Source organism: Agrobacterium sp. 10T429 (assembly GCF_056393925.1).
Window position 1 is genome coordinate 1 of record NZ_JBFTGV010000027.1, and the last position, 887, is coordinate 887.

The window sequence follows — 887 nt, forward strand, 5'->3', positions numbered from 1 at the left end:
ATATATCATGATATTGTTATTGTAATCGATCGCCGCTAGTTTTCGTCGCCTTTTCAATCCACTTCCCAATCAGATTCCTTCCCGCTTCCCCATATAAATAAATCCACCTCGCTGTAAAAACCTATATAAAATCACATGGTTATAGCGGTCCAAAATTATCTGCGCACAAACAGACGAACTTTACCAGTCAAATCCCCATCCTCCCCTTAATGCGGTTGGTTTATGCTTATTTATATGTTTTGCGTGTCCAGTTGAATAAATTATATGTTTTATCAACGCTCTCCCGCCGTTAATCCAATCCTAACCGATCCACCCACTTACCCTCACCAAAGGAAAATCCATTCCCATCGACAAGTATAAATATACAAATATATGTATTAATAGAGATTATTGAGGTATAATATTCCGCCTGCGCACCCTGCAGCGCGTGCTACCGTCATCGCGACCGAATGACAGGTAAATACGGATCGTTCAGCCTATCAAAAGTTGCAAAAATGATTGACTATCGCGGCTGCGTGAGGGAGCCTCTGCGCGAAAATACGGGGAACATAACAAATCATCATGTCGCCAGAACGCTTTAATGAATGCCTGCGGGTGACCCGCTGGACGCCAATCAATATTGCCTCTGCCTTGCAATGTGAACTCTCATGGATCGAGGCGCTGGAAGCCGGCAACGATACAGTTCCAGATGGCCTCGCAACATCGCTGGAAACGCTCGCGCAAGCCCATGAAGCATTACCACCGCCATCAACCTGCAGAGGAAAACGGTCGACATTCTGATGCGGCCAGCAGCTGAAAACCTTCACCAACAACCGGATTACGCAATATGAAACATGCCATCGCAATTCTCGGTCTGATCACCGTCTCCAGCCCGGCCTTCGCAGCAT

Annotated in this window: 1 protein-coding gene; it reads left to right on the forward strand. The window is 46.4% G+C overall.

Annotated elements, in window-relative coordinates:
• Positions 1 to 561 precede the first annotated feature (561 nt).
• The gene (locus AC1DCP_RS26320; protein WP_476774857.1) at positions 562 to 780 is read left to right on the forward strand and encodes a hypothetical protein; all 219 of its coding nucleotides are present in this window, start codon (positions 562 to 564) and stop codon (positions 778 to 780) included.
• Positions 781 to 887: the final 107 nt, after the last annotated feature.

What these genes read in the sequence shown, in the direction of transcription:
- AC1DCP_RS26320 (WP_476774857.1), top strand. Translation starts at nt 562, where the DNA reads ATGTCGCCAGAACGCTTTAATGAATGCCTGCGGGTGACCCGCTGGACG.